Annotated in this window: 27 protein-coding genes; 17 read left to right on the top strand and 10 right to left on the bottom strand. The window is 48.8% G+C overall.

Annotated features, from left to right (window positions below):
* Nucleotides 1-3: 3 nt before the first annotated feature.
* Both aspS and hisD read right to left on the bottom strand, forming a co-directional pair.
* Nucleotides 4-1317, bottom strand: a complete 1314-nt coding sequence (gene aspS, locus FZP57_RS03045) for an aspartate--tRNA(Asn) ligase (protein ID WP_074358716.1) — start codon at nt 1315-1317, stop codon at nt 4-6.
* A 4-nt stretch (nt 1318-1321) separates the two neighbouring features.
* Complete coding sequence (hisD, locus tag FZP57_RS03040) at nt 1322-2596, bottom strand: histidinol dehydrogenase (protein ID WP_074358715.1); 1275 nt, start codon at nt 2594-2596, stop codon at nt 1322-1324.
* Between the two features lie 336 nt (nt 2597-2932).
* On the opposite strand from hisD, the gene FZP57_RS03035 reads away from it, so the two are divergent.
* The 13 genes from FZP57_RS03035 to FZP57_RS09580 all read left to right on the top strand — a co-directional run bounded on the left by FZP57_RS03035 (nt 2933) and on the right by FZP57_RS09580 (nt 16658).
* Nucleotides 2933-3241 (top strand): UPF0058 family protein, encoded by a 309-nt coding sequence (locus FZP57_RS03035; protein ID WP_074358714.1) that lies wholly within the window; start codon nt 2933-2935, stop codon nt 3239-3241.
* A 219-nt stretch (nt 3242-3460) separates the two neighbouring features.
* Nucleotides 3461-4849 carry a cyclic 2,3-diphosphoglycerate synthase gene (locus FZP57_RS03030; RefSeq protein WP_074358713.1) on the top strand — a complete coding sequence of 463 codons (1389 nt, stop codon included), beginning with the start codon at nt 3461-3463 and terminating at the stop codon, nt 4847-4849.
* Nucleotides 4850-4914: 65 nt separating this feature from the next.
* On the top strand, nt 4915-5463 hold the full coding sequence (locus FZP57_RS03025; protein WP_074358712.1) for a RimK/LysX family protein: 549 nt from the start codon (nt 4915-4917) through the stop codon (nt 5461-5463).
* A 134-nt stretch (nt 5464-5597) separates the two neighbouring features.
* Nucleotides 5598-6425 carry a 4Fe-4S binding protein gene (locus FZP57_RS03020; RefSeq protein WP_191216441.1) on the top strand — a complete coding sequence of 276 codons (828 nt, stop codon included), beginning with the start codon at nt 5598-5600 and terminating at the stop codon, nt 6423-6425.
* Between the two features lie 108 nt (nt 6426-6533).
* Nucleotides 6534-7763, top strand: coding sequence for an FprA family A-type flavoprotein (locus tag FZP57_RS03015; RefSeq protein ID WP_074358710.1), 1230 nt, complete (start codon nt 6534-6536; stop codon nt 7761-7763).
* Nucleotides 7764-8177 carry a hypothetical protein gene (locus tag FZP57_RS03010; RefSeq protein ID WP_074358709.1) on the top strand — a complete coding sequence of 138 codons (414 nt, stop codon included), beginning with the start codon at nt 7764-7766 and terminating at the stop codon, nt 8175-8177.
* Nucleotides 8178-8401: 224 nt separating this feature from the next.
* The gene (thsA, locus tag FZP57_RS03005; RefSeq protein WP_074358708.1) at nt 8402-10039 is read left to right on the top strand and encodes a thermosome subunit alpha; all 1638 of its coding nucleotides are present in this window, start codon (nt 8402-8404) and stop codon (nt 10037-10039) included.
* Between the two features lie 150 nt (nt 10040-10189).
* Entirely contained in the window at nt 10190-12094 is a 1905-nt protein-coding gene (acs, locus tag FZP57_RS03000) for an acetate--CoA ligase (protein ID WP_074358707.1), read from the top strand.
* 45 nt (nt 12095-12139) lie between these two features.
* Complete coding sequence (locus FZP57_RS02995) at nt 12140-12733, top strand: acetate uptake transporter (RefSeq protein ID WP_191216440.1); 594 nt, start codon at nt 12140-12142, stop codon at nt 12731-12733.
* Nucleotides 12734-12839: 106 nt separating this feature from the next.
* Complete coding sequence (locus FZP57_RS02990; RefSeq protein ID WP_370518335.1) at nt 12840-13559, top strand: DtxR family transcriptional regulator; 720 nt, start codon at nt 12840-12842, stop codon at nt 13557-13559.
* A gap of 12 nt (nt 13560-13571) precedes the next feature.
* Complete coding sequence (gene feoB / locus FZP57_RS02985) at nt 13572-15482, top strand: ferrous iron transport protein B (protein ID WP_191216438.1); 1911 nt, start codon at nt 13572-13574, stop codon at nt 15480-15482.
* A 226-nt stretch (nt 15483-15708) separates the two neighbouring features.
* The gene (xth, locus tag FZP57_RS02980; RefSeq protein ID WP_191216437.1) at nt 15709-16482 is read left to right on the top strand and encodes an exodeoxyribonuclease III; all 774 of its coding nucleotides are present in this window, start codon (nt 15709-15711) and stop codon (nt 16480-16482) included.
* A 53-nt stretch (nt 16483-16535) separates the two neighbouring features.
* On the top strand, nt 16536-16658 hold the full coding sequence (locus FZP57_RS09580) for a hypothetical protein (protein ID WP_255477826.1): 123 nt from the start codon (nt 16536-16538) through the stop codon (nt 16656-16658).
* Between the two features lie 15 nt (nt 16659-16673).
* On the opposite strand, the gene FZP57_RS09350 is transcribed toward FZP57_RS09580, so the two are convergent.
* From FZP57_RS09350 to FZP57_RS02955, 8 genes are all read right to left on the bottom strand, one after another.
* Nucleotides 16674-17039: a hypothetical protein gene (locus tag FZP57_RS09350; protein ID WP_238337974.1), complete on the bottom strand. Its 366-nt coding sequence runs from the start codon at nt 17037-17039 to the stop codon at nt 16674-16676.
* Between the two features lie 23 nt (nt 17040-17062).
* On the bottom strand, nt 17063-17221 hold the full coding sequence (locus FZP57_RS09345; RefSeq protein ID WP_238337973.1) for a hypothetical protein: 159 nt from the start codon (nt 17219-17221) through the stop codon (nt 17063-17065).
* 23 nt (nt 17222-17244) lie between these two features.
* Nucleotides 17245-17502 (bottom strand): hypothetical protein, encoded by a 258-nt coding sequence (locus FZP57_RS09340; RefSeq protein ID WP_238337972.1) that lies wholly within the window; start codon nt 17500-17502, stop codon nt 17245-17247.
* A 17-nt stretch (nt 17503-17519) separates the two neighbouring features.
* Nucleotides 17520-18869, bottom strand: coding sequence for an ATP-binding protein (locus FZP57_RS02970; protein ID WP_340222553.1), 1350 nt, complete (start codon nt 18867-18869; stop codon nt 17520-17522).
* 50 nt (nt 18870-18919) lie between these two features.
* Nucleotides 18920-19081 (bottom strand): hypothetical protein, encoded by a 162-nt coding sequence (locus tag FZP57_RS09695; RefSeq protein ID WP_315901945.1) that lies wholly within the window; start codon nt 19079-19081, stop codon nt 18920-18922.
* Between the two features lie 14 nt (nt 19082-19095).
* Complete coding sequence (locus FZP57_RS02965; protein WP_074358703.1) at nt 19096-19776, bottom strand: TIGR02253 family HAD-type hydrolase; 681 nt, start codon at nt 19774-19776, stop codon at nt 19096-19098.
* Nucleotides 19777-20025: 249 nt separating this feature from the next.
* Complete coding sequence (polB2, locus tag FZP57_RS02960; protein ID WP_370518342.1) at nt 20026-20694, bottom strand: DNA polymerase PolB subunit 2; 669 nt, start codon at nt 20692-20694, stop codon at nt 20026-20028.
* 50 nt (nt 20695-20744) lie between these two features.
* A complete protein-coding gene (locus FZP57_RS02955; RefSeq protein WP_074358701.1) occupies nt 20745-21128 on the bottom strand; it encodes a 30S ribosomal protein S8e in 384 nt (127 codons plus the stop codon).
* 166 nt (nt 21129-21294) lie between these two features.
* On the opposite strand from FZP57_RS02955, the gene hypE reads away from it, so the two are divergent.
* From hypE to FZP57_RS02935, 4 genes are all read left to right on the top strand, one after another.
* Nucleotides 21295-22305: a hydrogenase expression/formation protein HypE gene (gene hypE / locus FZP57_RS02950; RefSeq protein WP_191216436.1), complete on the top strand. Its 1011-nt coding sequence runs from the start codon at nt 21295-21297 to the stop codon at nt 22303-22305.
* Between the two features lie 19 nt (nt 22306-22324).
* On the top strand, nt 22325-22726 hold the full coding sequence (locus FZP57_RS02945) for an RDD family protein (RefSeq protein WP_074358699.1): 402 nt from the start codon (nt 22325-22327) through the stop codon (nt 22724-22726).
* Between the two features lie 93 nt (nt 22727-22819).
* A complete protein-coding gene (locus tag FZP57_RS02940) occupies nt 22820-23443 on the top strand; it encodes a 5-formyltetrahydrofolate cyclo-ligase (RefSeq protein WP_074358698.1) in 624 nt (207 codons plus the stop codon).
* A gap of 299 nt (nt 23444-23742) precedes the next feature.
* Nucleotides 23743-25020, top strand: a complete 1278-nt coding sequence (locus tag FZP57_RS02935; protein ID WP_074358697.1) for a DEAD/DEAH box helicase — start codon at nt 23743-23745, stop codon at nt 25018-25020.
* The last annotated feature ends 107 nt before the right edge of the window (nt 25021-25127 follow it).

Here is a 25127-nt window from a genome sequence, read left to right as displayed (position 1 = left end):
CACCTACGGTGTGAGCCTCCTCCTGTCCCTGGGGAAGAGCACTGTTTCCCTTATGTTCTTAAGGCCAGTGAGGGTCATGTTGAATCTCTCAGCTCCAAGTCCCCACCCTGCATGGGGAGGCATCCCGTACTCAAAGGCTTCAAGGTAGCTCTTAAAGGATTCAGGGTTCAGTCCCTGCCTCCTGATCTTCTCAACAAGGAGGTCGTGCTGGTGCACCCTCATGGCACCCGAGGATATCTCAAGGTCGCGGTACATCAGGTCAAAGGCATGGCTCCTCTCGGGTTCATCCTCATCAGGCATGACATAGAAGGGCTTTATTGCTGTCGGCCAGGAGGTTATGAAGTAGTAGCCATCCATTATCTCACCAAGGGCCTTCTCAGCCGCCCTCGGCAGGTCCTCGCCGTGCTTCATGGGGACCCCCTTTGAGTTAACCATCTCAACCGCCTCATCGTATTCTATCCTCTCAAAGGGTATTTCAGGGACCTCAAGTTCCCTTCCAAGGGTTTCCAGTGCATCCGAGCAGTGCTCGTTGACGTCCTCAATGACCCTTACAACGAGGTTCTCAAGTATCTTCATGACATCCTCATGGTCAAGGAAGGATGCCTCTATGTCGATGGAGATGACCTCATTGAGGTGCCTGAGGGTGTCGTGTTCCTCTGCACGGAATATGGGTGCGATTTCATATACACGGTCAAGGCCGGTTGCCATCATCATCTGCTTGTAGAGCTGGGGGCTCTGACCAAGGAAGGCCTCCCTCTCAAAGTAGGTTATGGGGAAGAGCTCCGTGCCCCCCTCTGTGGCGGATGCCACGAGTTTTGGGGTGTTTATTTCAAGGAAATCATTTTCTTCGAGGAATACGCGGACTGAATGCAGCATCCTGCTTTTTATCTTGAATATTGCACTTACACCCGGCTTTCGAAGGTCCAGGAACCTTGCATCAAGCCTCGTGTCTATCTCAGCCTTCACCTTCTCTGTGGGGTCCAGGGGGAGTGGCTGTTTTGATGGGCTGAGCACCCTCAGGTAGGAGGGTATCACCTCAAATCCGCCCGGTGCCTTGCCTGACTCCTGCACCTTACCCTTAAATGCCACCACTGATTCCTTTTTAAGTTTCCTGATGGATTTGAAGAGCTCCTCGTCAATCTTTTTGCTGGGGGCTGTTATCTGGAGGAGTCCGTCCCTGTCCCTTAGAAGAACGAATATTATTCCTCCAAGGTCCCTTATCTCATGGACCCAGCCCATGACCGTGACTTCCTCTCCATCCATCCCCGGGTCTATGTCCTTTGAATAGTGACTTCTTCGAAGATCTCCTAGTAACATTAAATCACCTCTCCAATCTTTTCCTGAATGATTCTGCATGTGCATAGAGGCCTTCATATTCTGCAAGTTTCAGAACAGTGTCTTTGATATTTTTAAGGCCTTCATGTGTTATTTTCTGCACTGTTGGTTTTTTTATGAATGACTCTGTGGACAGCCCCGAATACATCCTTGCGCAGCCTGCCGTCGGGAGCACGTGGTTTGTGCCTGAACCATAATCCCCTGCAGCGACCGGTGAGAGTTCACCCAGGAATATGGATCCGGCGTTCCTTACATCCCTGAGGGTTTCCTCAGGGGAAGCTGTCATTATAACAAGGTGTTCGGGTGCGTAGTGGTTGCTGAATTCCACAGCCTCATCAAGGTCTGAGGTTATAACTATCATCCCGTATCTCTCAAGGGACTCCTCTATTATAGTGGCCCTTTCCATGTATTTAATATTTTCACGGACCCTGTCATTCACATCCTCTGCAAGTCCCTCTGAATCAGTTACAAGTACACTTGCAGCCTGCGGGTCATGTTCTGCCTGGGCAAGTATCTCATATGCGATGTAGTCGGGGTCCGCGGTTTCATCGGCTATTATGAGGACCTCTGATGGTCCTGCAGGAAAGTCAATATCCACGTCCCCGTAGACCAGCTTCTTTGCTGCGGTCACGAATATGTTCCCCGGCCCCACTATCTTGTCCACGGGCATTATGGTCTCTGTGCCGTAGGCCATTGCAGCGATTGCCTGGGCACCCCCGACCCGGTATATCTCATCTGCACCTGCAAGGTCAGCCGCCACGAGGATGGCATCCGAAACTGAACCATCCCTTCCAGGTGGTGTGCAGCAGACTATCCTTCCCACACCGGCTATCCTTGCCGGGATGACCGTCATGAGGACCGTTGACGGGTAAACAGCCCTTCCACCGGGGATGTAGCAGCCGGCACTCTCAAGGGGCCTTACTATCTGCCCTGCCATTACACCGGGCCTCACCTCCTCCATCCACCCTGATGGCAGCTGGAGCCTGTGGAATGATTCTATATTCGATGCTGCATCCTCAAGGGCCCCCCTAACATCAGGGTCGAGTCTTTCATGGGCTGCCTCTATCTCCTTCCCATCAACAAGGAAGTTTTCAGGTGAGACTCCGTCAAATTTCTCTGTAAGCTCCCTGAGGGCCCGGTCACCCTCCGACCTCACCCTTCCTATGATTTCGGTTACCGGTCCAAGCACATCATCAACGTCTATCCTTGACCTTTCAACAAGTTCCTGAATCCTGTCATGATCAAAGTCGGTTATCCTCATCGGGATGATCCTCCATGAGATTGATATAAATAATTAGTTTTATGGTGCCGCTCCTTTTAAGGGTTATCAGAAAAAATGATTAATTAGTTTAGCCGGCAGGCAGGCACAGTGCTGAATTTAATATTCTGAAAAATTGGAGTAATAAATAGATTTATTTCCCCCATCTTACATCAATATTAAACATGGTTAAAATCTGTTCATATAAAGGACTGAACTGCCATGTTTTTTTTATTAATGAATACCGTATCTCCGATTTTGGTAAGGGGCTGCTCTGTGAACCAAAATTTTTAAATAATAAATTTAATACATACTTATAAGGAGAATGAGGCTGGTAAAATGTATAAGGACGAAATGATACAACTTCACCAATTTTTAGTATATGTTCTGAAGTACCTTGAGAATAGATATGATATTAAAGACGAATGCGAGGAGTACTTCTCCCTGAACATCAGCCCCCATCACATCCACCGGACCAAGGCCGAACACAAGTATGCTATTTTTGTCCTTTCAAGCGCCATATCAGAGATACTCGCCAAAAAGGAAAACAACAACCTCCCTCCGAACGTGGTTAATGGACTTTCAGAGCTTGCTAAGCGCTCAAGAAAGGAACTCGTTAAGATAGAAGCCAAACTCGAGGCAAAATAAGCTCCCCTCACATTCACATAATATATCCTATTAATTTTAAGCATTAGCCATAATGCCAGTCTCATATTAAATGCAGCCATCAGCAGAGGATCATCCCGACCCTGAGATTCTCTCCCTTTACCATCATCTATTAATACACGGGGGCGACAATTTTATAATATTATCATGATTTCACAGCTCTGGAAGTCCGGGGCAATGTTAATCAGGAGGGTGTTTTTAATGAAGGCTATGGAACGGATGATATGTCTTGTGGATGGAGAGCACTACCTGCCTGTGACAAAGGCCGCCGTTGAAACCCTTGACTCAATGGAGCACATCGATGTGAAGGCCCTCATATTCATAGGTGGAACCGAGAAGCTCAGAACCTCCTCGCCGGATGAGTACAGTGAGATGATGGAGAGGCCCGTCTACTTCGGTGAGGACCATGACAGGATCCCCTATGAACTCATAGGCAAACTCATAAGAAAGTACTGTGCAGACACCGTCATGGACCTCAGTGATGAACCTGTCCTTGATTACTCAAAGAGGTTCAGGATAGCCTCCGTGGTCCTTGGTGAGGGTGCGGTTTACAGGGGCCCTGACTTTGAATTCCAGCCCCTCACAGAATACGATGTTCTTGAAAAACCATCCCTCAAGATCCTGGGGACGGGTAAGAGGATAGGTAAAACAGCCGTCTCTGCCTATGCAGCCCGCCTCATCCATGAACGCAGGTACAACCCATGCGTGGTTGCAATGGGTCGGGGCGGTCCTGAAGAACCTGAAATCGTTCGTGGAGATGAGATTGACATAACCCCCGAGTACCTGATGGAACAGTCAGATAGGGGTGTGCATGCAGCCTCTGACCACTGGGAGGACGCCCTCATGAGCCGCATACTCACCGTTGGCTGCCGGCGCTGCGGCGGGGGGATGGCAGGGGATGTCTTCATAACCAACATGAAGCGTGGCGCTGAACTTGCAAACACCCTTGACGCCGACTTCATAATCCTTGAGGGGAGCGGGGCCGCCATACCCCCTGTGAAGTCCATGAGACACATCGTCCTTGTTGGAGCAAACCAGCCCATCATGAACATTAAAAACTTCCTCGGCCCCTTCAGGATCAAACTGGCGGACCTTGTTATACTCACCATGTGCGAGGAACCCATGGCCAGTGACATGAAGGTGAGGGAGATAGTCGAGTTCATAGGGGACATAAACCCCGATGCAGAGGTCATAGCAACCGTATTCAGACCGAAACCCCTGGGCGATATAGCTGGTAAGAATGTGCTCTTTGCAACAACAGCCCCTGAATCCGTGCAGGGCCTCCTTGTTGAGCACCTTGAATCAGAGTACGGGTGCAGGGTCGTTGGAACAACACCCCACCTCTCAAACAGACCCTTACTCCAGAAGGACATTGAAAGGTACATCAACGAGGCGGATGTTATGCTCACCGAACTCAAGGCCGCTGCAGTTGACGTGGCGACCAGGGACGCCCTGGAGGCTGGACTTGAGGTTGTATACTGTGACAACATACCCGTTGTCAGGGATGGTTCCCAGGATGAGCTGGATGATGCCATAATTGACGTTGTTGAGATGGCCATTAACGATTTCAACACCAGGAAGACACCATGAAAACCCGGTCTTCCTGTTTAAGGATCTGAAGATGTCATCTCTGGAACGAACAGCACAGGGAAAACATGACAGGAACTGAGAAACCCCTGGACCATGCCGATTTGAAGAAACTCCTCAGGTTCTCACTTACAGAGAAGAAGGTTATCCAGGAGCTTGGCATACCCGGGGAAGCCTTCATACCCCTTCTTTTTTCCATACGTTTTGGTGGTGACTGGAGCCTTGCAGAGAAAACCGGCAGGTTCATGGCCATAAAGGAGAAGGTGACCCGCTTTGATGAAGAGGAAATGGTGGGCAGGACCCTTGAAATAGTCTACCTCTTCCTTAATCCATCGGTGCTCAGGGAGGAGGGAACTGTCTACCGGCTTGAGAAGTGCAGCTCAAGGAATGAAAGGGAACTTGTTAAAAGGCCCTACCGTGTCCTGGTGGATGGTGACTACATACTGAGGGCTGTTCTTGACCCCCTGGACCTTAAAATAAGGCTCAAGAGGATAGAAGGTCCGCTGGAGTTCACAGGTTCAGGTGCCTACGGTGTGGCCCATGAAATGGAACACCTGAGGTGCGTGGAGGCAGAGGGCACTCCCTTCTGGGAATTTGAATATGAAATAGAAGATTGACGGGACCTGAAAAGGATCACCTGATAAACCATCTTTCTGATTTTCCAGGAACACCAAAATGGGGTGTCAGTAACATATATATATTTATAAATTTAGATATATGAATAGTTAGTGAATTAGATGACGGTGATGGCATGAAAAATGGAAGCTGCTGTGGAAACAGTGAACCACAGAAGGATGATTCAAAGAGTGAATGTGGATGCGGATTCATAGAATACAGGGACCAGTGCAGGATTCCAAACCCATCAAAACCCTCTGTGATGGTGGATGAAGGATTCCTTAAAGATTTTGAAGAATATGCAGGTTCACTGGGAATTAAAAAGGTCGGATACGCCCTCGTTACCCCTGATGTTGTCATTGCTGAAAGGTTCATCCAGTACCCCAGTGCCATAGTACTTACCGCTGAAATGGATGAAGAGCTTATAAAAACAGCGCCCGGTGAAGAGGCCCGGAGGCTGAACAGCAGCCTCTATGACAGGCTGGCTGAGATGACTTTCAGGCTTGCAGATTACCTCAGGGAAAGGGGGTACTTTGCAGAGGCCATACACCCAATGAGCGGAATCCTCAACCTCACACTGATGGCCCAGAGGGCAGGGATTGGGTTTAAAGGCCACAGCGGCCTCCTCATAACCCCTGAATCAGGTCCGGCCCAGAAGGTTTCAGCCATAATCACAAGCATAGCCAGCCTCCCCCTGAAGGATGATAACGAACATGAATGGATAACCGAATACTGTAAAAGGTGCGGCAAGTGCATCAGGGCATGCCCAGAGGAGGCCCTCATTGAGTTTAAAGGATGCTGCAGCTCCAGTGTGGTTCTGATGGATGAGAGGTGTATAGGGTGCAGTCAGGGCTGCACATTCTGCATAGAAAACTGCCCCTTCTATACAAAGGGCTACCATCATATAAGGTCAAGATTCGAGAGGTTGATGGCGAAACCTGAAGCTGCAGCGAATTCAAGGTGATTGCACTTAAAGACATCGGAGATTAATGGTAAACTACCCTCCAAGGAAGGGAATCCCAGCAGCAATGTTAATATTAAAGCTCCAACATAAATTATGCCGGTGTATAATATGAAGGCTGATGCAGTCAAGATTGCAGACGGTGTCTACTGGGTTGGTGTCATGGACTGGGATATCCGCAGTTACCATGGCTACACCCTGGGCGGTACAACCTACAACGTCTACCTTGTATTTGGAGAAGAAAGGGTTGCCCTGATAGACAACACATACCCTGGAACATCAGCACAGATGTTCGGAAGGATAAAGGACGCCTTTAGAAGGGAAGGGCTGGAAGAAAGGATAGACGTGATGGTGCAGAACCACGTTGAAAGGGACCACAGCGGCTCCCTTCCAGAGGTCCTGAGGAAATATGAACCCGAGATAATCTGCACAGAAAAGGCGGCGGAGGGTTTAAGGGGGCATTATCATCAGCTGAAGGACATTGAATTCAGAACCGTTAAGACGGGAGACACTGTGGATCTTGGCAGAAAAACCCTCACCTTCCTTGAGGCACCCATGCTCCACTGGCCAGACAGCATGTTCACCTTCCTGGCAGAGGATGGGGTTCTTTTCTCCAATGATGCATTTGGACAGCACCTCTGCATCAGCAAAAGGTTCGACCGGGATGTTCCTGAGAATGTGCTAATGGATGCGGCTTCAAAGTTCTATGCAAACCTCCTGACACCGCTGTCACCCCTTGTCCTCAGGAAGTTCGGTGAAGTAAAGGAACTGGGACTCCTTGAGAAGATAAGGATGATTGCACCATCCCATGGACAGATCTGGACGGACCCCATGAAGGTGATCGGAGCATACACAGACTGGGCCACGGGTAAATGCCCTGAGAAGGCAACCATAATCTACGATACCATGCACTACTCAACAAGGATGCTTGCACATGCCCTTGCAGAGGGACTCATGGCAGAAGGGATAGATGTTGTGATGCACTTCCTCCATGATGATGAGAGGAGTGAAATCGTGAAGAATATACTTGAAAGCAGGGCCGTCTTCATCGGAAGCCCCACAATGTTTAACGGACCCTTCCCGAGCCTCGGAGACATCATGTACTATTTAAGGGGTTTGTCATTCGACAGGACAGGAATTAAAAGACTTGCAGTTGTCTTCGGGTCCAGGGGATGGGGAGGCGGTGCCGTGAAGGCACTCACAGATGAACTCTCCTCAACCGGTTTTGAGGTTGCTGAGACGGTCGAGGTCAACTATGTGCCTGGCGAGGATGAACTTGAGCGCTGCTACGAGATAGGTAAAAATATAGGGGCCAGGATAAAGGAGATGAAGGCGATTTGAATGGAGACCGTTGAATTTAAAGGTAGCCACGACCCTGAGAAGAAGATAGTGGTGAGTCTGTTCTGGACCGTGAGGAAGACCATAAGGGAAGAGGGCTGTGCACCCGTCCATATAAAGAGGATCAGAACATCAAGGAATGTCTATGAACCGGAGGGTAGGAAGCTCCTGAAACTGTCAGATGATATCATGGAGGATATACTCCGTGACATGGAGATGGGAAACACAGTTGAATTTGAGATGACAATGGGCACCGAATCCCTCAGGGTCCTCATTGATGATAAGCGGTTCTCTGTTGAGGCAACAAGGACGCCTGAAATCGAGAAGGAGATCGTTGAGAAGCTTGAACATGAGACCTCAAAGCTCACACCCGACTTCTGTCAGACGTTCCTCCCCAGGATATTCCCCAACCAGTGACCCTCTCCTTCATGAGACCGAAAATTAATTAAAAATCTTTATTTTTTTATTTAATGGAGCTGAACCACATATTAAACCATCTCAAACCCCTGATCAATACATTAAGCAGGAATCCATGAAAAATCACTGCACCCCTAAAACCACAGACCATAACTGCACAAACTATTTATAGAACCTCAAACCCATGGATAATTGCATACTTTATTTATTCAAGAGGTGATTGAATGGCACAGGGACAGCAGCCCATATTAATATTACCCCAGGATACAAGCCGTTACGTTGGAAAAGAAGCCCAGAGGATCAACATACTTGCAGGTAAGATCCTTGCAGAGACCGTGAGAACAACCCTTGGACCCAAGGGTATGGACAAGATGCTGGTTGACTCCCTCGGGGACATCGTGATTACCAATGATGGAGTTACAATCCTGAAGGAAATGGACATCTCCCACCCTGCAGCAAAAATGCTGGTGGAGGTCGCCAAGACCCAGGAAGACGAGGTGGGTGACGGGACAACCACAGCAGTCATAATAGCCGGGGAACTCCTGAAGGAGGCTGAAAACCTCATCGAGATGGGTGTCCACCCGACAATAATAGCGCTGGGTTACAGGCAGGCAGCACTGAAGGCTCAGGAGATACTTGACAGGATATCAATAGAGGCCAGTGACAGGGAAACCCTCAGGAAGGTTGCGGTGACAGCCATGACCGGTAAGGGTTCAGAGAGGGCTAAGGATAAACTTGCAGAACTCGTTGTCGAGGCAGTTCTTCAGGTTGAAGAGGACGGTGAAATGGACAAGGACAACATCAACATCCAGAGGATACAGGGAGCCTCAGTCAACGAGTCAAGAATAGTAAACGGTATAGTGATAGACAAGGCAAGGGCAGATAATTCAATGCCAAAGAGGATTGAAAACGCTAAAATAGCCCTCCTGAAGTATCCAATAGAGGTTAAGGACCTTGAAACTGATGCAAAGATCAGGCTCACCGACCCATCACAGATGCAGGCCTTCATTGAACAGGAAGAACAGATGATCCGCGACATGGTTGACAAGATAGTCAGCACCGGTGCCAACGTCGTCTTCTGCCAGAAGGGCATCGATGACCTTGCACTCCACTACCTCTCACGTCAGGGTATAATGGCCCTCAAGAGGGTTAAGAAGTCCGATATCAAGCGCATCGAAAAGGCCACAGGTGCAAGGCTCGTTACAAACATAGAAGACCTCACCGAGGAGGACCTTGGAGAGGCCGGAGTTGTCTATGAGAAGAAGATCTTCGACGATGTCCTTACCTTCGTTGAAAAATGCAGGGACCCCAAGGCCATATCCATAATCCTCAGGGGCAGCACAAAGCATGTTGCAGAGGAGATGGAGAGGGCCCTTGAAGATGCTATAGGCGTTGTATCAGCAACACTTGAGGACGGGCATGTTGTGGCTGGAGGAGGAGCACCTGAAGTTGAAATAGCAAGGGAACTCCGTGAATACGCTGAAACCATAAGTGGAAGGGAGCAGCTTGCAGTATCCGCCTTTGCAGACGCCCTTGAAATAGTTCCAAAGACCCTCGCAGAAAACGCGGGTCTTGACAGCATCGACATACTGGTGGACCTGAGGGCAGCCCATGAGGAATCACCCTACATGGGACTCGATGTCTTCAACGGTGAAGTTGTTGACATGGAAAAGGAGGGTGTCCTTGAACCCCAGAGGGTCAAGAAACAGGCTATACAGTCTGCAGCCGAAGCAGCTGAAATGATCCTCCGTATCGATGATATGATCGCTGCCAGGGGCTTCGATGTATCCTCAAAGGATGAGGATGATATGGAAGGAATGGGTGGAATGGGAGGCATGGGCGGAATGCCCCCCATGATGTAACACCCTTAATTTTTTAGATGTAATTAATAAAAAAGTTTAAATATATATTATATATCATGATTAATTACCTATCTATCATGATTAATAATAGTAAAATATATAAGTCTGGAAGAACTTACTACCATCTAAGAAACAATGGCGGTATGAAAAATGTCAAAGGATACCTCAGTTCTCCTGGAAGAAGACAGGGTGTTCAAGCCCCACTACACCATAGTGGAGGAGGCCCACATAAAAAACTGGGAGGCTGAAATCGAAAAGGGAAAGGACCATGAGAAATACTGGGAAGAAAAGGCCAGAATGTTTGACTGGTTCAAAAAGTGGGACATGGTCCTTGATGAAAGCAACAAGCCATTCTACAAGTGGTTCGTCAACGGCAAAACCAACATGACACACAACGCCGTTGACAGATGGATCGAAACCGACAAACGAAACCAGGTCGCCATCCTCTACGTGAATGAAAGGGGTGAGGAAAGGAAACTCACCTACTATGAACTCCACCGTGAGGTCAACAGGACCGCGAACGTGCTTAAAAGGCTCGGGATCAGGAAGGGCGATGCGGTGGCAATGTACCTGCCCATGTGCCCGGAACTCGTAATATCAATGCTTGCATGTGCAAAGATCGGAGCTGTGCACAGCGTCATATACTCAGGCCTCAGTGTCGGTGCCCTGGTGGAGCGCCTCAACGATGCAAAGGCCAAGATAATCATAACTGCAGATGGAACCTACAGGAGGGGCAAGGTAATCAAATTAAAACCAATAGTGGACGAGGCAATACTGCAGTGCCCCACCATTGAAACAACGGTTGTCGTGAAACACACTGACATCGAAATTGAAATGTCAGATATAAGCGGCCGTGAAATGCTCTTCGATAAACTCATTGAGGGGGAGGATGACGAGTGCGAGACAGAGGAAATGGATGCAGAGGACCCCCTCTTCATACTCTACACATCAGGGAGCACAGGCAAGCCAAAGGGGGTCCTCCATACAACAGGGGGATACATGGTCGGTGTTGCATCAACCCTCCAGATGACCTTTGACATCCACAACGGGGACCTCTGGTGGTGTACGGCAGATATTGGATGGATCACAGGACACAGCTACGTTGTCTACGGACCCCTGCTCCTTGGAACAACAACACTACTCTATGAGGGAGCCCCCGACTACCCTGACCCAGGGGTGTGGTGGAGTATAGTTGAAAGGTACGGTGTCACCAAGTTCTACACAGCACCCACCGCAATAAGGCACCTCATGAGGTTCGGTGATAAACACCCCAGGAAGTACAACCTCAAATCACTGAAGATCCTCGGAACCGTGGGGGAACCCACAAACCCCGAGGCATGGATCTGGTACTACAAAAACATTGGAAGGGAAAGATGCCCCATAATAGACACCTGGTGGCAGACAGAAACAGGAATGCACCTCATAGCACCGCTTCCCGTAACACCGCTGAAACCAGGATCGGTCACAAAGCCACTGCCGGGTATAGAGGCAGACATAGTTGATGAAAACGGTAAACCCGTCCCCCTGGGTAAGGGCGGATTCCTTGTAATCAAGAAGCCCTGGCCGGCAATGTTCAGGACACTCTTCAACGATGAAGAGAGGTATATAAACGTCTACTGGAAACAGATCCCCGGAGGGGTCTACACCGCGGGTGACATGGCAAGAAAGGACGAGGACGGTTACATCTGGATCCAGGGAAGATCAGATGACGTGCTTAACATAGCAGGTCACAGGATAGGCACCGCAGAGGTTGAATCAGTGTTTGTAGCCCACCCTGCAGTTGCAGAGGCAGCTGTTATAGGAAAGGAAGACCCTATTAAGGGGGAGGTTATAAAGGCCTTCCTTATACTTAAAAAGGGTCATCAGCTGAACGCAGCCCTCATAGAGGAACTGAAGAGACACCTGCGCCATGAACTTGGACCGGTAGCGGTTATAGGTGAAATGGTCCAGGTTGAACAGCTTCCAAAAACAAGGTCCGGGAAAATAATGAGGAGAATCCTCAGGGCAAGAGAGGAGGGCAGGGACCCTGGAGATACCTCAACACTTGAGGAGTAAGGTTCCATGTCTAGTTTAAATGGTAAAATGCATAGGTGAAAAACAATGACAGATAAAGAAGTGGTTATATCTGACAGAACCGCCAATCCAGCTCCCCTCGGGCTTCTTGGGTTCGGTATAACCACTGTACTGCTGAACCTGCACAATGCAGGTCTTTTTCCCATAAACAGCATGATAATTGCAATGGGGTTTGCCTACGGGGGTATAGCCCAGATACTTGCAAGTGTAATGGAGTACAGGAAGGGTAACACCTTCGGGACCGTGGCCTTCGGTTCATATGGACTTTTCTGGTGGTCACTGGTACTCCTACTGATGATACCGAACATCAGGTTCATTGAGACAACTGGTACGGCGGCGGCCGCAGCAGACCCCACCTCAATGGCAGCTTACCTATTCATGTGGGGCCTTTTCACGCTGGCGATGTTCATCGCAACACTCAAACTCAAAAGGGGAATACAGGTGATATTCATAAGCCTTGCCATCCTGTTCTTCCTGCTTACAGCCGGTGAAATCACAGGTTCAGCCATGATAACAATGGTTGCAGGTTATGAGGGGATATTCACGGGTGCTGCTGCCATGTACGTTGGCCTTGCAGAGGTCATCAACGAAGCCTATGGAAGGAACGTGCTCCCAACATGAATATCCTTTCCAAACTCCCCCTTTATTTTTTAGATTAACCATATTTAGAAAGATTTATATTGAATTAGGTTCAACTAAATCAACATCAGGGATTTAGGTGAACCTAATGAAGCATCTCAGTGAAAGTATAGAGGAATACCTTGAAACCATTTACAGGCTCATTGAATCTGGAAGGACCGCAAGTACCACGGAGATATCAAGAACAATGAACATAGCACCCGCCAGTGTCACCCAGATGCTCAAAAAACTGGATTCCGAGGGATATGTGAAATACTCACCCTACAGAGGAGCCGTGCTGACCGAGAGGGGATACAGGGTAGCCCGCAGGATGACAAGAAAACACAGGATACTTGAAAGGTTCCTCCATGACATACTTAGAATAAAAAGGGAAAAGATACACAGACAGGCCTGTGAAATGGAACACTCCCTATCTGATGATGCTGAAAGGGCCCTCTGCCATCTTCTCAACGTACCAGGGGAATGCCCCGATAAAAACCCCATCCCCGCATGTGACTTCAAATTCAGCACCTGCGAGGAATGCCTTGAAATGAAGGACGCGGACATCGAAGAGATAGGGTGCAGGGATGAGAAACTCAGATCCCTCAGGGAAATGGATGAAGAAGAAACAGGAAGAGTGTCCTTCATAAGGGGAGATTACAGGGTCGTTAGGAGGCTCATGGACATGGGGATAACCATAGGAGTGCCACTGAAGGTAATCAAGAAGGCCCCTCTCAACGGACCCGTTGAGGTGGAGGTCAGGAGTTCAAGGGTGGCCCTTGGAAGGGACATAGCAGACAATGTATTCATAGACACAGAAGAAGAGTGAAGGGTGCCCTCCATGAAAAAATCAGAGATAACCGTTGCACTTGCAGGGAACGCAAATGTGGGTAAAAGCGTGATCTTCAACCAGCTGACAGGATCCAACCAGATAGTCGGTAACTGGCCCGGTAAAACCGTTGAAAGGGCAGAGGGCTATCTCCAGTTCCACGGTCGCAGCATCCACATAATAGACCTCCCGGGCATATACTCATTCTCAACATACTCAATGGAGGAAATAGTATCCCGGGACTTCATAATCAAGGAGAAACCGGATGTGGTGGTTAATGTCCTGGATGCATCGGTACTTGAGAGGAACCTCTTCTTCACACTCCAGCTAATTGAAATGGAAGTGCCGATGGTCATATGCATCAACCAGGTGGACATGGCAAAACAGAAGGGGATAGTCATAGATGAGGAGAAACTTGAAAAGGCCCTGGGAGTCCCTGTGGTGTCCACGGTGGCTGTTAAGGGTCAGGGACTCCAGGAACTTCTCAGGAAAACCCTTGAAGCTGCAGACAAAAATATAAAACCCCATGTAATAGAATACGGGAAGGAAGTTGAGTCAGGAATAAGGGAACTCATGGAGCACCTCCCCGAACTCCCTGAGGGATACTCAAGGCGATGGGTGGCTATAAAGCTCCTTGAAAATGACCCTGAAATAACAGAGATGATGCCCTGTGAAGTCAGGGACCTTGCAAAAAGACTCGCCGGGGAGGTTGAAAGGATACATAATGAACCATCCTTCTCTGTTATAACATCAGAGAGATATGCTCTGTCAAACGTGATAGCCTCAGGGGCCCAGGAACAGACTGACATCAGCACATCCTTCTCAGAGCGACTTGACAGCTTCCTGACGCATCCCGTCTATGGCTACATATCCTCGGCCCTTGTTGTGGGCGGCCTCCTCCTCTGGACCTTCGTTGTTGGCGAATTCTTCTCAGACATCCTCACAGGGATATTCGGGTTCTTCCAGCCAGTCGACCCCCAGTTCTCAGGTTCAGTAACATCAATAATATGGAACGGTGCCTTTGGAGGCGTGGTCGCCGGACTGACCCTTGTCATACCCTTCGTCATACCCTTCTACCTCATGCTATCCTACATTGAAAATTCAGGACTCCTGACAAGGGTCGCCTTCATGATGGACGCCTTCATGAGGAAGATAGGGCTCCACGGGAAGGCGCTTATACCCCTCATCCTCGGATACGGGTGCAGTGTCCCAGCCATCGACAGCACCAGGATACTGGAAACCCAGAGGGAGAGGCTCCTTGCAGCCTTTGCAATATCCTTCGCCCCCTGCGCGGCAAGGACCATCCTCATACTTGGACTTGTAGCACTCTTTGTGAATGTATGGTGGGCCATAGGACTCTACGCCCTAGACCTCCTCATAATATTCATCATGGGAAAATTCGCCCTCAAGGCACTCCCAGGGGAAACCACAGGCCTTATAATGGAGATGCACGCCCTGAAAATGCCCTCATTCAGGGTGATTGCAAGGCAGACATGGACAAGGACAAAATCCCTCATATACCTCGTATTCCCCATATACATAGTTGGAAGCGCCCTGATACAGGTACTCTACGCCTTCGGAGTACTGGACCCAATAAGCAGTTTCATAGCCCCCCTGACGGTGGGGTGGCTTAAACTCCCGGTGTTCGCAGGTATACTTCTAATACTTGGTGCAGTGAGGAAGGAGTTCATACTGCTTGGCCTTGTATCCCTTGTAGGTACCAACATCGGCGCAGCCCTCACAGCCCAGCAGATACTTGTACTGACACTTGTGGGGATGCTGTACTTCCCGTGCCTCTCAACAATCGCCATACTTGCAAGGGAATTCGGGTGGAAGTCAACATCGGTGATAACCCTCGCAAACCTTGGATCAGCAATACTGATTGGGGGTATATTTGCAAGGATACTGCCCTTCATCCTATAGTAGTGACATTACCCGGTGACCTCATAATACCACAACCCATTCACCGCCCTCGAGTGATCGGCCGTACTTGCATTACCCAGTGACCTCATAATAGCACATAGAAGAAAGAAAACACCACTCAATGCCCCCCCCCAGAATACCATCCTCCTATAAGAGGGATAAAACCACTCGGTGATCCTCCAAAGATTTTAACCATGAGACACAGAAGAGATAAACAGTGATCCCCATGACCGTCATAAGGATAATATCATGGAACGTTAATGGTTTGAGGGCTGTCTATCGTAAGGGCTTCCTTGACTGGTTCCTTGAGGAAAAACCGGATATTCTATGCCTCCAGGAGATCAAGGCAAGGCCTGAACAGTTACCCCGAAGACTGAGACACGTTGATGGTTACGGGAGCTTCTTCACCCCATCATCAAGGAAGGGATACAGTGGAGTTGCCATGTACACCCGCCTTGAGCCTGAATCACTAAGGGATGGCTTCGGTATAGAGAGGTTCGATAATGAGGGCAGGATTCAGATAGCTGATTTTGATGACTTCCTCCTCTACAACATATACTTCCCCAACGGTAAAATGTCAGAGGAACGGCTTAAATATAAACTCGAATTCTATGATGCATTCCTTGAGGACGTGAACAGGGAGAAGGACTCCGGTAGAAACGTGGTGATCTGCGGTGACCTCAACACGGCCCATAAGGAGATTGACCTTGCAAGGCCAAGGGAGAACAGCAACGTCTCAGGATTCCTGCCGGTTGAAAGGGCCTGGATTGATAAATTCATTGAAAACGGCTATGTTGACACCTTCAGGATGTTCAACAAAGAACCTGGTCAGTACACGTGGTGGAGTTACAGGACCAGGGCACGTGAAAGGAACGTTGGCTGGAGGCTCGACTACTTCTTCGTGAATGAGGAATTCAAGGAAAAGGTTAAAAGGTCATGGATACTCTCTGATGTGATGGGTTCAGACCACTGCCCCATAGGACTCGAAATAGAGATATAGATGCGCCCATAAAAGCAAGAAAGAACTGATGCCCCTGCAGGTAACCGGAAAGCATGAGACATCCAGAAAACATAACTTCACAGGACCAACCTGGAGGAGAGGTCACATGGAGGGTGTGCAGTAGGGTGAACATCCATGATGAACTTGGAATAGGCAGGGAGCAGATGACGCCATGAACTCAAAAAACAGGTTCATTGAGATTCAGAGATACCCTCACCGCCTTTCCATGAGAGAACAGAGGATATCACCTCATCCAGATAGGTTACCGCGTCCTCATGGTCACTGAGGGCTGCTGCCAGCTTACCCCTCATTTTCCTGTCATCAGTTACCTGGAGGTAGACGATTATATCCCTGAATATGTCCTCCTCAGAGTACTTCTCAGGCGGTTCAAGGCCCCAGAGATTCACAAGGGCCCATTCCTGACTGTGACTTTTAAGGTTCTCCAGGTCAATCTCCCTGTTACTGAAAACCCTTTCCTGCACGTATTTCAGTATATCCCTGTTCCTTATCGCCCATATCCTGAAATCAGAATACTTATCCCTGAGGTCCAGAAGCATGTTCCTTTTATGATTCCTGAGCCTTATGAACTCCTCCTCTTCCCGGTTAGGGTAAAGTGACCTTGACCGTCTGCCCTTCCCTGTGACACCATTTTATCCATCATCTCCCTGGCAGCCTCAATATGGAGTATCTCATCATCGTTCAGCTCCCTCATCTCCATGCGTTCCTTCTGGGACTCCACCTCCTCCTTCCACCTGGAGTACTTTAAAAGTTCAAGTTCATGTATCCTTGAATTGAAGAGGTCCCTGATAACTTCAAGGCCATGAAACGCTTCCAGGGTGAGCCCTCAAAGAGGAGTTCAAGGTAGTATGCGACCTCAATAATGTTACCTGGCCTTGACCTGAGGTGCGCGGCAAGTCTTCCTGCCTCCACCGGCATCAAAACAGGGATGAATTCAAGAATAATCCATACTCCAATGGATACTCCGGCAGAAACAGCTGCAGCGAGGATCAGATAATTCATCCAGACACCATGCCCTCTCAGTCCCTGTATTCAAGGATGGTCTTCTTGATCTCACGCTGTGTCTCCGAGATCACCTCAACCCTTTCAGCGGAAACACCATTTACCTGAAGATGTTCAAGGAGCTGTGATGGGCTTATGGAGTCCTCAAAGTCTGCAAGAACAGCCCCCTTCTCCAGGGCAACCGTAAGGGCCCCGTAGAGTTTCAGTACCTCCACGGCCCTCTCAGAATCTCCTGTTATGATCCGGAACGTCCTTATACTGTGATGGACCTGGCTTATGTCAATGTCCATCCTCTGGAGTGCTATGAGGACATGTTTTTCAAGGGCCCTCTCAATAACCTCAAGGTCTATCCTATCCCTTCCCATGTTTATCCTCACGGCCTGTGCTATCTGGGCAATGTCCCTTGCATGGGCATAACTTGGCTGAAGACCCTCCCCTCCATCGGCAACAGGAGTGTATACCCTTTTAAATCTCTCAATAACCTCCTCATCGTATTCCTCACCGGTATAATCTAGGTTTCGCCTGAAAACCTCTGCAACGTTCTCAACCGGGGGATGCTTGAGGGATATGTGCATGGGGGCCCTTCTGAGGTGGGCTTCATCCATTATGCTGACATCAAGGTTGGTTGAGAAGGCTGGTATGAAGTGTGTGTGGAATATCACCGGAACGCCCCTCACATATATGACATCCTTCCGGTTCTCAAGGGGGACTATGAGGCGGTTCAGGATAACCTCATGGTCATCGCGCTGTCTCCCGAGGTCATCAATGAGCAGCACACCACCATTGGCCTTTATGAGGGGTGAGGTTTCATAGACACCCTTGTTCATGTTATAGGTCGTCTCGAGTTCATTTAAGCTGAGCTCCGATCCAGTGAAGACAAAGGGTGCGTGTATCTTAATCCACCTCGGATCATCAGGCTCCTCAGGGCAGGGCCTGTGGAAGTCAGGGTCAAAGATCTGTATAACCCTTCCGCTGAACTCTATGAAACGCGGTATAACGATTGGGGGTAAGAGGTCCGATGCCTTGCTGATTATGAAGGTCTTGCCGGTCCCAGGGGCCCCATATACAAATATACCCTTACCTATGGTGCATGCCTCAACAAGGCACTCCTTTGCATAGGAGAGCCCCACAACATCCCTGAATGTTTTTTCAATAACCTCTTCAGGGATTTCAATTGGAAAACGGTTCTTAAGCTGCTTATCCATAAGTTCAAAGTACCTGTCGTAGGGGACTGGTGCCATTCCCATGTAAGGGTTTTCCTCCATGACAAGCCTTGCCTTCTCTACCCCCCTGGGTGTCAGGGTGTACTCAACACTTGAGAAGAGGAAACTGCCGCCTACCTGGGCGCAGAACCCGTCCTTCTCCATCTGGTTAAGGACTTCCTCAAGTATGTCAAGGTGTATGCCTGTGATCTCAGTTATTCTCTGGACCTTAAGGTGCCGTAGGTTAACATTATCTTTAGAACAAGATCCCTGACAAAGAAGTAGGACAGTCCAAGTTCTTCAAGCGTCTTTGGTTGCTGGAGATCCTCAAAGGTCTCCTCCATGTTTTCATCATGATAGTACTCCATGCAGTTCAATAAAAACACCCCCCCTAAAGTATCTCCCTGATCTCACCGATTTCCTGGACTACGGTAACATCAAGTCCCTCCCTCTTTATGCGGTCCCTTTCATCATCGCTGAGCTCTGAGTTAACGAGTATGGCTGACATCCCCGCATTTATGGCTCCGAGTATATCCTCAGTGAACTTGTTACCCACCATGACCGACCTTTCTGGCCTGCACCCCATCCTCCTGAGGGCCTCCCTGAATATCTCTATATCCGGTTTCTCGGAGTTCACCTCCTCTGATGTTACCACCTCATCAAAGAAGTGGTGAATCCCGAGTCTTATCAGTTTCTCCCACTGCTTTATTGTTATACCGTTGGATATTGCGCCCAGCCGGTAGCCCTTCCCTTTAAGGTGGATCAGGGTGGATATTGTGTTGGGGAATGGTCTCAGGAGTGCGAACTTAACGTTGTGGTATGTTATCATGCCCAAAGCGATGAGGAGCGGTTTCTCCTCACCAAGGACCCTTTCTGTGAGTACGTTGAAGTGTTTATCATAGTTGGATCCCTTCTCGGCGATTATCTCCCGCAGGAGACGGTAGGCCTCCTCCCTTGATAATGGAAGACCGGCATCTATCATCACATTCAGGGCCGCCTTTCTTGCGAGCCTGGCAAATCCCGAGGTATCATAAAGGGTGTCGTCAATATCAAAGAAAACCGCCTTGAGCATCTTCCCACCTGCCGTGTGTAATGAAACTTCTATAATTACTCAATTATAATATTGTTGGTTTGGCTTCGGATATTAAAAAACCGTGAGATATGACTAAAACCAGACGACACAGACCGAAAATGAAGAAACTACATCCAGTAAAATAAAAAAACCAAAAAACATGAAAATACAGCTAAGAAACAGCCCGGATAGATTACAATGTTAAAAAAATTAATTTAATTGAAAACCGATTCAATATGGAGTTTAATGTTAGAAAAAGGCGTCAAGACTGCTCTGCCTTTCACTGGAGCAGAGGGAATTCATATCCTCGGTTGAGTAGCCGAGGGATGACATTATACGTGACACAGCAGCCATCACCTGGTTTTCAACATAATAATCAGGGTCATAGTCCATTCCGGCGGCGTCCTCAACAGGAACCGCCCTCTGACTTATGGGACCCCTCCCCTTCACAATGATGTATCTAACTATGGAGCCCGGTTCGATGCGTCTTCCCCTCTCAAGGGACCTCTTTGCGGCTATCACATGGGGGCCTATCTGGCGGTACTCAGAGAGCTTCCTTGTGATCTGGGTGTGGATAACAAGGTCATCCATCTCAATCTCACCGCTCTTTATCCTCTTTACAACTTCCCTTATGATTTTCCTGGCCTTTTCAGGTGAACCATCCTTTAGAAGTGCCAGAAGTACTTTTCTCTGAGTCTTTTTAGCTATGGGTGCCCAGTCACGCCTTACAAGTTCAAGTCCCTTTGCAACAATCGTGTCATCTTCAATGAGGGCGTACCTCTTCTTGGTGACAAAGAAGCCCCTCCTGTAGAAGCCCTCGAACTCTAGCTCCATACCCTCGGGGAGGTTGCTGTTGATGTAGCTGAGAAATTTTTCAACCTGGGAGAGTATTTCACCCTCCAAGTCTTCCCTCAAAATAAACACCCTGGAGATTCAGAACACTGGAGAGTATTTACACCCTCCACTGCCTATTCCCTGATGAGAACCCCGTTTATAACACCGTCCTGGCCAGGCCTTGATGTTACCCTGACGTTTCCAAGGTCTGTTTCAACAACAGCACCCTTTGTTATGATGTTCCTCCTTACAAAGTGGGGGTTTGCGGTGTTCTCTATAACATTCCTTATCTCTGCAACCTCAACCTTTCCTGTTTCAGGGTCAACGACGTTTATCCTTGTATCGGCTGCAAGCCTCACCTTATGGTTACCTCCACGTGTCCTTATCATCCTGACGCGCCTGTCACCAATCTTTGTCTCGGCAGGCTCTCTGCCCAGTTCATATTTCCTTTTACCACGGTTCATCTTGGCTCTTCCGCCGCTTGGTTTTTTCATTGACTTACCTTGCCAAATTGCCATTATTTCACCTCATAATCATTCTATGTCAGAATCAGTAAAACTGAGTTGAGCTTCTGGCTCAGTATAGTATAATATAAATCCCTCATTTAAAAAGATTGTGCTTCCATGAAAGGTTTTATATCATCAGCAAGATACCTTAATCAGCAAGAGATGCAAAGGTGAATCTATGAAAATCGGCATGTCCCATGGTGCAGGCGGAGAACTGATGCAGGACCTGATATCAGATATAATATTATCAAACATCAGGAATACAAGGGTTAACGGGGGAGTGGGCCTCGAAGACCTTGATGATGGTGCAAGCATACCCCTGGGTGAATATGAAATAGTCATAAGTACAGATGGTCACACCATTGACCCCCTCTTCTTCCCTGGAGGGGATATTGGTAAAATAGCTGTTGCAGGGACCGTGAATGACATATCTGTGATGGGTGCAAGGCCCATTGCAATTGCAAGTGCAATGGTCCTCAGTGAAGGTTTCAGGGGCGAGGAACTTGAAAGGATAGTCCGGTCCATGGATGCCGTCTCAGAGGAGACCGGTGTATCCATCATCACAGGCGACACCAAGGTCATGGAGAAGGACAAACTCGACAGGATGATCATAACAACCACAGGGATAGGTGTTGTGAAGCGTGGCGAGATAGTAAGGGACTCTGGACTGCGGCCAGGTGACATGATAATCCTCACCGGAAGCGTCGGGGACCATGGGATGGCCCTCATGGCATTCCGTGAAGGCTTCGGCTATGACACCGAACTCGAATCAGATGTTGCGCCGGTATGGGAGATGGTTGAAGCCGCCCTCAGCACCGGCGGTGTCACCGCAATGAAGGACCCCACCAGGGGTGGTATAGCCAATGCACTCAATGAACTCGCAGAAAAGTCTGGTGTGGGTATGGTTGTTGAGGAGGAGAGGATCCCTGTTAAGGAGGAGGTCCTGGCTGTTTCGGAGATGCTGGGTATAGACCCCTATGAGGTTGCAAATGAGGGCAAGGTCATCATTGGCGTTGACCCTGAATATGCTGATGAAGTCCTCGATGCAATCAGGAAGACCAGATATGGAGGGGAGGCCCAGATAATCGGTGAGGTTAACAGCGAGCGACATGTGATCCTTGAAACACGCCTTGGAGGCAGGAGAATCCTTGAGGCCCCCGTGGCCGATCCGGTGCCGAGGGTCTGTTAAGTTTTATGGTGGTGTCTTCATGGAGGAACTTACAAAGAGAAGGGCCTATGCATTCATCATAGATTTCCTGATTGTAACCCTGATTATGTACGCCCTGACCATCATAGTCTACCCCTTGGTGCTCCTGGGAGGCTTTTTTTCAGTCTACGGTTACTGGTTTATCCTCCTGGGGATTGTCACACTCCTATACTTCAGCTACCTTGAGTACCGTGGAGGCACCCCTGGTAAGAGGCTGCAGAAGCTTACCGTTGTCTCAGAGGAGGGTGAACTGAAACCCTGGCAGGTGGTTGTAAGGAACCTTTCAAAGGTGCTCTGGATTCCTCTCATCCCTGATATCCTCATTGGATACTTCACCTCCTCATTGAGGCTGATGGACTCCCTAGCAGGCACAGGGGTTGTGATGGCTGAAAGGGTTAAGTAAATTGGGAGAAAGCCTCATGGGCTGGGTGAAGAGGATAAAGTGTGGATCATGCCACCGATCCATGGCCATGAAACTGAAACCAGCTGAAGGGAGATGGGATTGAAGGAAAAGGTTGATCTCCGCGGTTACATCTGGGATCTTCTGAAGAGGAGGGGTATTAGCAGAAGACCCCATGGCCGCATACCAGACTTCACCGGATCATGGGATGCTGCCCGGAGGCTTTCAAGGACCATCGAATGGAAAAGGTCTGTTAGGGTGTTTTCATCCCCTGATTCTGCACAGCAACCTGTAAGGGAGCTTGCCCTGAGGTGTGGAAAGGACCTTATAATGCCAACACCCAGAATAAAGGATGGGTATCTCTTCATATCCCATGAGGTCCCTGATAAGCGTGCTGCGTCAACCATACAGGGTGCCTATCGTTACGGTTCATCCATTAGGGATTTCCCCAGGGTTGATCTTGTGGTTGAGGGATCCGTGGCCGTTGATCTGAGGGGTAACCGCCTTGGTAAGGGTGGTGGCTACGGCGACCGGGAGCTCCATGAACTGAGATCCCAGGGCGCCATTGACAGCAGGACACCCGTGGCAACCACCGTTGATGAACTTCAGATAGTTGAATCGGTGCCCTCCGAGGAGCATGACGAGAAAATAAACATGATCGTAACCCCCCTGAGGGTTATAAGATTATTCCTTGATGAGAGGATACCCATCGTGAGGTGAAAACGTTATTACCCTAAGAAAACCGGTGGATGCTCATCATCAGATGGTTATTAAGATACGGATGCCCCCACATATAAACCATCCACTCCAACAATCCCATGATACCGGGAATCCGGGAGAACATGGAAAAAATGCTCTACTTTAAATACCAGCAGATACAATATCATACTGTGCTGATTTTTAATTATTTTTCTGCGGTGGCAGGAATAGTTGACAGTCCGGTCAGGTCCTCAATTATACTCTGCCAACTGGCAGTTTAATAATTGATAATCGATTTTTAAGAATTTAAGGAAGATAAAATGATAGGATTAGAATTCAGTGAATTTGACATCTCAGGGGAGGTTAACAGGGCCCTTGAGGATATGGGATTTGAGAGGACAACTCCGATCCAGTCAATTACGTTACCTGTTACACTTGATGGTATGGACGTCGTTGGAGAGGCCCAGACAGGGACCGGGAAGACCGCGGCATTCTCCATACCTATACTTGAAAATCTTGAACCTGAAAGGGTTGTCCAGGCCCTTGTGCTCTGCCCGACCCGTGAACTCTGTCTCCAGGTCTCAGAGGAGATCAAAAGGATAGGGAAATACATGAATGTCAGGGTGCTTGCTGTTTACGGTGGTCAGAGCATAGGTAACCAGATATCACAGCTCAGGAGGGGTGTCCATGTGGTTGTTGCAACACCCGGAAGACTCCTGGATCACATTGAAAGGGGCACCGTGGACCTTGGAAGTGTCTCAATGCTGGTGCTTGACGAGGCAGATGAGATGCTCAACATGGGCTTCATTGATGATATTGAAAGGATACTAAAGAATGTCCCTGAAAAGCGCCAGACAATGCTCTTTTCTGCAACCGTGTCAAAACCAATACTCAGGATCGCCGATAGGTACATGGACAAACCACAGGTCATGCGTGTTGAGAAGAAGCACAGCCCTAGAATAGAGGAGTTCTACTTCAAAACGAGGGAAGAGGATAAAATCGAACTCCTTGACTGGATAATCTCATCAAATGACATTAAAATGGGCCTGATATTCTGTAACACCAAGAAGAGGGTTCAGAGACTGCGGAAGCAGCTGGAACGTATGGGTTACTCTGCAGATGAGATCCATGGGGATCTTTCACAGTCCAGGCGTGAGCGTGTCATGGACCGGTTCAAGAAGGGACGTTTCAACCTCCTTGTTGCAACTGATGTTGCAGCCAGGGGTATACATGTACCCGATGTTGAGGCCGTGATAAACTATGATCTCCCCTTTGAGAACGAGTACTACCTCCACCGTATCGGGCGTACCGGACGTGCAGGTTCAAGCGGAAAATCATTCACCCTTGTTGTTGGAAGGGAGGTTCACCGACTCAGGAGAATCCAGTCCTTCACAGGAAACAGGATAAAGAGGAAGAACATGCCTACGAGGGAGGAGATACGGAGGGACTATGAGAGGGACCTGAGGGAGATCCTCAGGAAGAACCTTGAATCAAAGAGTTACACCGACTCTGAACTCATAGGCGACCTCAGGGGTGAGGGCTACAGTTTCAGGGATATCTCCCATGCCCTCCTGGATGTACTTGAATCCTCAAAGTGAACTCCCCCCAACCCCTTTCATCCCGGGATTAACAATCAACCGGTTGACAATCACCACCCCCTACTTATTTTTCATGCGCCCATGAGCCTCCATGACAGGTTAACGGC

Origin of the sequence: Methanothermobacter sp. THM-1, from assembly GCF_009914355.1 — an archaeon.
Classification (GTDB): domain Archaea; phylum Methanobacteriota; class Methanobacteria; order Methanobacteriales; family Methanothermobacteraceae; genus Methanothermobacter; species Methanothermobacter wolfei.
Note: the sequence above shows the minus strand (reverse complement) of the source record. Positions and strands in the feature narration are given on the sequence as shown.